The following is a 7,124-nucleotide window of genomic DNA, read 5'->3' on the forward strand; positions in this document are numbered from 1 at the left end:
CCGCCGAACGCGGCGGCGACCCCGTGGACCGCCTCGCCGAGCACTGCGGCCGGCGGCGCATGCTGCTCGTCCTGGACAACTGCGAGCACGTCGTGGACGCCGTCGCCCGGCTGGTCGAGACGCTCCTCGAACGCTGCCCCGGCCTCACCGTGCTCGCCACCAGCCGTGAACCCCTCGGTGTCCCGGGGGAGTCGCTGCGCCCGGTGGAGCCGCTGCCGCAACCGGTGGCGCTGCGGCTGCTCGCCGACCGCGGGGCCGCCGCCCGCCCCGGCTTCCGCGTCGAGGACGACCCGGAGGCGTGCGCGGAGATCTGCCGGCGGCTCGACGGACTGCCCCTCGCCATCGAACTCGCCGCCGCCCGGCTGCGGATGCTGACCCCCCGCCAGATCGCCGACCGGCTCGACGACCGCTTCCGGCTGCTCACCTCCGGCAGCCGCACCGTCCGGCCCCGCCAGCAGACCTTGCGGGCCGTCGTCGACTGGTCCTGGGAGCTGCTCGACGACGCCGAACGGGACGTCCTGCGGCGGCTGTCCGTCTTCGCGGGCGGCTGCGACCTCGCCGCCGCCGAGGCCGTGTGCGGACCCGCCGTACTGGACGGGCTCGGCTCGCTCGTGGACAAGTCCCTCGTGGTGGCGGACCCTCCGGCGGACGGCGCCCGCGGCGACGGGATGCGCTACCGGCTGCTGGAGACGGTCGCCGAGTACGCCTCCGAACGGCTCGACGAGGCCGGACAGCGCACCGGCGCCGAACGCGCCCACCTCACGTACTACCGCGAACTCGCCCGCACCACCGACCCGTTGCTGCGCGGACCGGACCAGCTGGCCGCCATCGGGAGACTGGAGCGCGAGTACGAGAACCTGCGCACCGCGCTGCGCCGCGCCCTCGCCGCCCGCGACGAGCAGGAGGCGCTGTGCCTGACGCTGTCGCTGACCTGGTACTGGCAGATGCGCGACCAGCGCATCGAGGCCCGCACCTGGTGCCGTGAGGTGATGGCGCTGGGCCCGGACCCCTTCGCCGGGCCGGCGGGCCCCGGCCCCTCCCTGTGGCGGCGCTGCACCGACGCCCCGCCCCCGATGACCGGTGAGGTGCTCACCGAGGCCCGCCGGGGCGTGCACCTGTCCCACATGGCGTGCATGGACACGGAGCTGGACGACTGGATGACGTCCGGGGCGCAGCACCGGCTGCGGGTCATCGCCGCCGCCTACGAGCCCGGCCAGCCGCAGACCTGCCGCCCGCCCGGGACGTTCTGGGCGTTCGCCCTGATGCTGATCGGCGAGATGGGCACCCTGCACAAGGCCGTCGACGAGGCCGTCCGCACCTGCCGGCAGGCACCCGGATTCGACTGGGAACTCGCCTCCAACCTGCAGATGAGGGCCAACTTCCTCGCCAACCGCAGCGACTGGGCCGGCGACGCGCTGCGCGACGCCGACGAGGCCCTGGAGATCTACCGGCGGCTCGGCGACGCCTGGGGCACCGCGGAGAGCCTGTCCGCCCGCGCCGAGGCGCGCGAACGCCGCGGTGAGTACGCGCTCGCCGCCGCCGACTTCGAGGAGGCCATCCGGTACGCCGAACGCCTCGGCGCCCACGCCCAGGCGGCGGTGCTCACCGCCCGGCTGGGCGGCGTGCTGCTGGAGACGGGGGAGGAGGAGCGCGGTGAGCTGCTGCTGCGCGACGTCATCGAACGGCGCGGCGGCGGGCACGAGCCGGCCCTGCCCGCGGCCCGCCTCTTCCTGACCGGCTGGCTCGGCATGACCGGGCGCACCGCCGAGGCGCGCGACCAACTGCGCGTGCTGCGCGAGGAGTTCCGCATCGCGCACTACGTCGTATTCGACGCCTTCATCCTCGGCGCCGAGGGCTGGCTGGACGTCGTCGACGGACACCACGAACGGGCGCTGGACACGCTCCGCGGAGCGCTCGCGCAGTCCGGCAATCCGCTGACCCTGGCGATCGCCGCCCACATGCGGGCCTCGCACCTGGCCATGGGCGCCACGGCCCTGGCCGGCGTGGACGGCGGACGGCGGGCCCGCGACGCGGCCCGCTGCCTCGGCGCCGCCGACGCCTCGCTGCCCCCCGGCCACGTCGCCGGGCGCATGGAGCGCGAGGTGCGCGACCTGGCCGAGCGGCGGACCCGGGCCGCCCTCGGTGACACGGCGTACGAGACCGCGTACGCGGAGGGCGGCCGCCTCTCCCCGGAGGAGGCCGCCGCCCTGGTCTGACCCGCCGCCCCGGTCCGCCGCCCCGGTCCGGTCCGCCGCCCCGGGCGTCCCGTGTGCCCGGGCCCGCCGGGGGCGCGGTGGGACGGGTCAGCTCTTCGTGCGGAACTTGTGGATCGCGATCGGCGCCATCACCGCCGTGATCCCCACCGACCAGGCCACCGTCAGCCACAGGTCGTGCGCGACCGGGCCGCCCACCATCAGGCCGCGCGCGGCGTCGGCCAGCGAGGACAGCGGGTTGACGTCGGTGAAGGCCTGCAGCCAGCCCGGCATCGACTGGGTGGGCGCGAAGATCGACGAACCGAACTGCAGCGGCATCAGCACCAGGAAGCCCATCGCCTGCACCGACTGCGCGTTCTTCATCGTCACGCCCAGCGTGATGAAGATCCACATGAGGGCCGAGCCGAACAGCACGGCCAGCCCCACGGCGGCGAACAGTCCCGGCCAGTCGGTGATGTCGAAGCCGACCAGGACACCGACGACCAGGAGGATCGCGGTGGCGATCAGCATGCGCAGCACCTCGACCGCGATCTTGGCGAACAGCACCGAGCCGCGGCCGATGGGCAGCGACCGGAAACGGTCCATGACACCGGTGTTGAAGTCCTGGTTGAAGCCGGTCCCCACCCCCATGGCCATGTTCATGCCCATCATGGCCATCAGGCCGGGGACGATGTACTGCACGTACGCCTCCTGCCCGCCGCCCAGCGACTGCCCGATCGAGCCGCCGAAGACGTACACGAACAGCAGGGTGAACACGATCGGGAACAGCACGGCGTCGAACATCGACTCCGGGTCCTGGCGGATCCACAGCAGGTTGCGGCGGACCAGGGCGCCGGTGTGGCGCAGATGGGAACGCAGCGGGATGCGGCCGTCGTCGGCACCCGCGCGGGAGATCCCGGCCGGCCCGCCCGCCCCGGCCGGAGCGGGGCCGGCCGTCGCGGCCGGGGGCGTCGTGGTCTTCGCGGACGTCGCGGAACTCATGCGGCGGCCTCCTCGCTGGTCTCGGCGGGCACGGTGTCCTGCGGGGCACCGGCGCGGTGGCCGGTGAGCGACAGGAACACCTCGTCCAGGCTGGGCAGTTCGGTGGTGAGGGAGGCGAGGGTCAGGCCCCGCGCGGTGACGGCGCCGACCACCGCGGTCAGCTGCTCGTCGCTGAGGACCGGGACCAGGACGGCACCCCGCTCCGAGTCCACGGTGGCGGTGGCGAGCCCGGTGATGCCCAGCTCGTCGAGCGCGGAGGCGAGCGGGCGCAGCTGCAGCGGATCGGCCGGGCGGATCCGCAGGGTGCGGCCGCCGACCCTGGCCTTCAGCTCCTCGATGCCGCCGTTCGCGATGACCTTGCCGCGGTCCACGACGGTCAGTTCGGAGGCGAGCTGCTCGGCCTCCTCCATGTACTGGGTGGTCAGCAGCACGGTCACCCCGTCCCCGACCAGCCGCCTGACCTCGACCCACACCTCGTTGCGGGTGCGCGGGTCCAGCCCCGTGGTCGGCTCGTCGAGGAACAGCACCGCGGGCCGGCCGATCATCGACGCGGCCAGGTCCAGCCGGCGCCGCATGCCGCCGGAGTACGTGGCCGCCGGGCGCCGGGCCGCCTCGGTGAGCGAGAACCGCTCCAGCATCTCGTCGGCGCGGGCACGGGCCTCCTTGCGGGACAGGTCGAGCAGCCTGCCGATCATGTACAGGTTCTCCCAGCCGGCGAGCTTCTCGTCCACGGAGGCGTACTGCCCGGTCAGCCCGATCACCCTGCGCAGCTGCCGGGGCTGGCGGAGCACGTCGTACCCGGCCACGGTGGCCTCGCCCGCGGTCGGGGCGAGCAGGGTGGAGAGGATGCGCACCAGGGTGGTCTTGCCGGCGCCGTTCGGCCCGAGGACCCCCATCACGGTGCCCTCGCGCACCTCCAGGTCGACACCGTCCAGTGCCTTGGTCCCGCCGTAGTGCTTGACCAGCCCCCGCACGGTGACGGCGCTGCCCGCGCCACCGGAGTCGTTGTCGTTTCGCGTCATGCCCCGACCTTCGCACCTCCCACCGACAAACCCCCGACAGCCGCCCGACAGAGGGCTGCCGGGAGAGGGGCGGACGGCCGCCGGGAGTTCGCCGCGGGGGCACCGCGTCGGTGCGGGTGGGCAGTTGGCCCCCGTGCCCGCCACACACGCGACGACCACCGCAACCACCCATTGAGCAACCCCGACGGCGGGCCACCGCCCTCCGCGAGAGCGGCGCCGGCTCGGGCGCAAAAAGGGGGACGGGCCCGCCGATGGGGGAAGTCGGCGGGCCCGTCATGTGGTGCGGCGTTGGCTCAGCGGCAGCGCTTCTGCGCCGCTCCGGCGGTGGTTCAGTGGACGGAGTGCTCCTCCTGCGGGAACGTTCCGCCCACGACGTCCTCGGCGAACGCCTTCGCCGCGCCGCCCATGACCTCACGCAGGTTCGCGTACTGCTTCACGAACTTCGGCACCCGGCCGCCGGTCAGCCCGAGCATGTCGGTCCACACCAGCACCTGCGCGTCCGTCCCGGCCCCCGCGCCGATCCCGACGGTGGGGACGTGCAGCGTCCGGGTCACCTCGGCGGCCAGCTCGGCCGGCACCAGCTCCAGGACGACGGCGAAGGCGCCCGCGTCCTGCACGGACTTGGCGTCCCGCAGCAGCTGCTGCGCGGCCTCCTCGCCGCGTCCCTGGACCCGGTAGCCCATGGCGTTCACGGACTGCGGGGTGAGGCCGATGTGCGCCATCACCGGGATGCCGGACTCCACCAGCAGCTCGATCTGACGGTGCGAGCGCTCTCCGCCCTCCAGCTTGACGGCGCCGACCCCGGCCTCCTTGACCAGCCGGGTCGCCGAGCGCAGTGCCTGCACCGGCCCCTCCTGGTAGGAGCCGAAGGGCAGGTCGGCGACGATCAGGGCGCGGCTGGTGCCGCGGACCACGGCCGCGGACAGCACGGCCATCTCGTCGAGGGTGACGGGGACGGTCGTCTCGTACCCGAGGTGGCAGTTGCCCGCGGAGTCGCCGACGAGCATGACCGGGATGCCGGCCTCGTCGAAGACGGACGCGGTCATCGCGTCGTAGGCGGTGAGCATGGGCCACTTCTCGCCGCGTTCCTTGGCGAGGGCGATGTCGCGGACGGTGATACGGCGTGTGCCCTTGCCTCCGTACAGCGTCTTACCGCTGCCGGGGGGGACGGACGTGCCCGTCGGGGCAGCCGAAAGCTGCGTCATGGAAACGGCTCCTCACACATCATCTCGAGGCACCCTGACGGCGTCCCCGGATCGCTTCCATGGTGGCACCTCGCGAGAGCCGGTGCCAAGGGGACGGTCTTTGCCGAAAGGCGGCGCAATGCCCCGGCAAGGTCTCGGCAAAGGTATTCCGATACGAGACGGTTCCGTTTCGGAACGGTCCTACGGTGGCCGTATGACCTCCCCCGCCGCCGCCCCCGCCCGCCGCATACCGGAACACGTGCACCGGCGCCGCTGGGTGATCCTCGGCGTGCTGATCCTGAGCCTGCTGATCGTCGTCTTGGACAACTCGATCCTGAACGTCGCCATCAAGACGATCTCCACACCCGCCCCCACCGGCCTGGGCGCCACCCAGAGCGAACTGGAGTGGGCGATCAACGCCTACACGCTTGTCTTCGCGGGCCTGCTGTTCACCGCGGGCCTGCTGGGCGACCGGTTCGGCCGCAAGAAAACGCTGCTCGCAGGCCTCGTCGTGTTCGGCGCCGGCTCGGCCCTCGCCGCGTTCTCCGGCACCCCGGCGGAGCTGATCGGCTTCCGCGCGGTGATGGGTCTGGGCGCCGCCTTCGTCATGCCGGCGACCCTGGCCGTCCTGATGAACGTCTTCGAACGCGACGAACAGCCGAAGGCCATCGGCATCTGGGCGGGCGGGGTCGGCCTCGCCATCGCCATCGGCCCGGTCACCGGCGGGCTGCTCCTGGACCACTTCTGGTGGGGCTCGGTCTTCCTGGTCAACGTGCCGATCGTGCTGACCGCCCTCGCCCTGATGCTGTGGCTCGTGCCGGACTCCCGCGACCCGGACCCCGGCCGGATCGATCCCGTCGGCGTCGTCCTGTCCGTGGCCGGCCTGGTCCTGCTGGTCTACGGCATCATCAAGGGCGGCCAGCTCGCCGACTTCACCGACGTCACGGTGCTGTCGAGCATCGGCGCCGGGCTCGCCGTGCTCGCCGCGTTCGTGGTGCTGGAGAAGCGCAGCACCCACCCGTCGATCGACATGGCGTACTTCGGGAACAAGGTCTTCTCGGCCTCGATCGTCGCGATCGCGCTGGTCTTCTTCGCGCTGATGGGCGTGACGTTCTTCGCCGTGTTCTACACCCAGAGCGTGCGCGGGTACTCGCCGCTGGAGACCGGCCTGCTGATGCTGCCGCTGGCCGCCGCCCAGATGATCTTCGCGCCGCGGGCCCGGCTGCTGGTGGACCGCTTCGGCAACAGGGCGACCACCACCGGCGGCATGCTGCTCCTCGCGGCGATGCTGGGCGCGTTCGCGCTCCTGGACGCGGACACGCCCATCTGGATCCTCGAGGTCGTCTTCTTCCTGATGGGAGCCGGCATGGCGAACATCATGACGCCGGTCAGCGTCGTGATCATGCAGACGCTGCCGCGGGAGAAGGCGGGTTCGGCCTCCGCGCTCAGCAACACCTTCCGCCAGGTCGGCGGCGCCCTCGGCATCGCCGTCCTCGGCTCGGTGCTCTCCACCGCGTACCGCACGCACATCGAGGACGCGCTCGTCCTGCTGCCGCCGGGCGTCCGGCACGCCGCCGGCGAGTCCATCGAGGCCACCCTGGGCGCCGCGGCCCGGCTCGGGCCGCGCGGGGACGCCCTGACCGGTCCGGCCAACGACGCCTTCCTGCACGCCATGCACGTCACCGCGACGCCCGCACCCCACGACGCGGTGACGTGCATGGCGT

General features: G+C 73.0%; 5 protein-coding genes. 2 read left to right on the forward strand and 3 right to left on the reverse strand.

The window, feature by feature from the left end:
• The coding region (locus tag AOK18_RS13120) for an ATP-binding protein (protein ID WP_055694462.1) at positions 1 to 2,216 on the forward strand (2,216 nt) is incomplete at its 5' end.
• Positions 2,217 to 2,303: 87 nt separating this feature from the next.
• On the opposite strand, the gene AOK18_RS13125 is transcribed toward AOK18_RS13120, so the two are convergent.
• From AOK18_RS13125 to panB, 3 genes are all read right to left on the reverse strand, one after another.
• A complete protein-coding gene (locus AOK18_RS13125; protein WP_240503165.1) occupies positions 2,304 to 3,194 on the reverse strand; it encodes an ABC transporter permease in 891 nt (296 codons plus the stop codon).
• Positions 3,191 to 4,216, reverse strand: coding sequence for an ATP-binding cassette domain-containing protein (locus AOK18_RS13130; protein WP_055572693.1), 1,026 nt, complete (start codon positions 4,214 to 4,216; stop codon positions 3,191 to 3,193). Before AOK18_RS13130 ends, AOK18_RS13125 begins: the two co-directional genes overlap by 4 nt.
• Positions 4,217 to 4,545: 329 nt before the next feature.
• Positions 4,546 to 5,421 (reverse strand): 3-methyl-2-oxobutanoate hydroxymethyltransferase, encoded by an 876-nt coding sequence (gene panB, locus AOK18_RS13135; RefSeq protein WP_055572694.1) that lies wholly within the window; start codon positions 5,419 to 5,421, stop codon positions 4,546 to 4,548.
• Positions 5,422 to 5,614: 193 nt separating this feature from the next.
• Here panB and AOK18_RS13140 point away from each other — a divergent pair.
• The coding region (locus AOK18_RS13140; RefSeq protein ID WP_055694463.1) for an MFS transporter at positions 5,615 to 7,124 on the forward strand (1,510 nt) is incomplete at its 3' end.

Source organism: Streptomyces prasinopilosus, from assembly GCF_001419695.1.
Taxonomy (GTDB): domain Bacteria; phylum Actinomycetota; class Actinomycetes; order Streptomycetales; family Streptomycetaceae; genus Streptomyces; species Streptomyces prasinopilosus.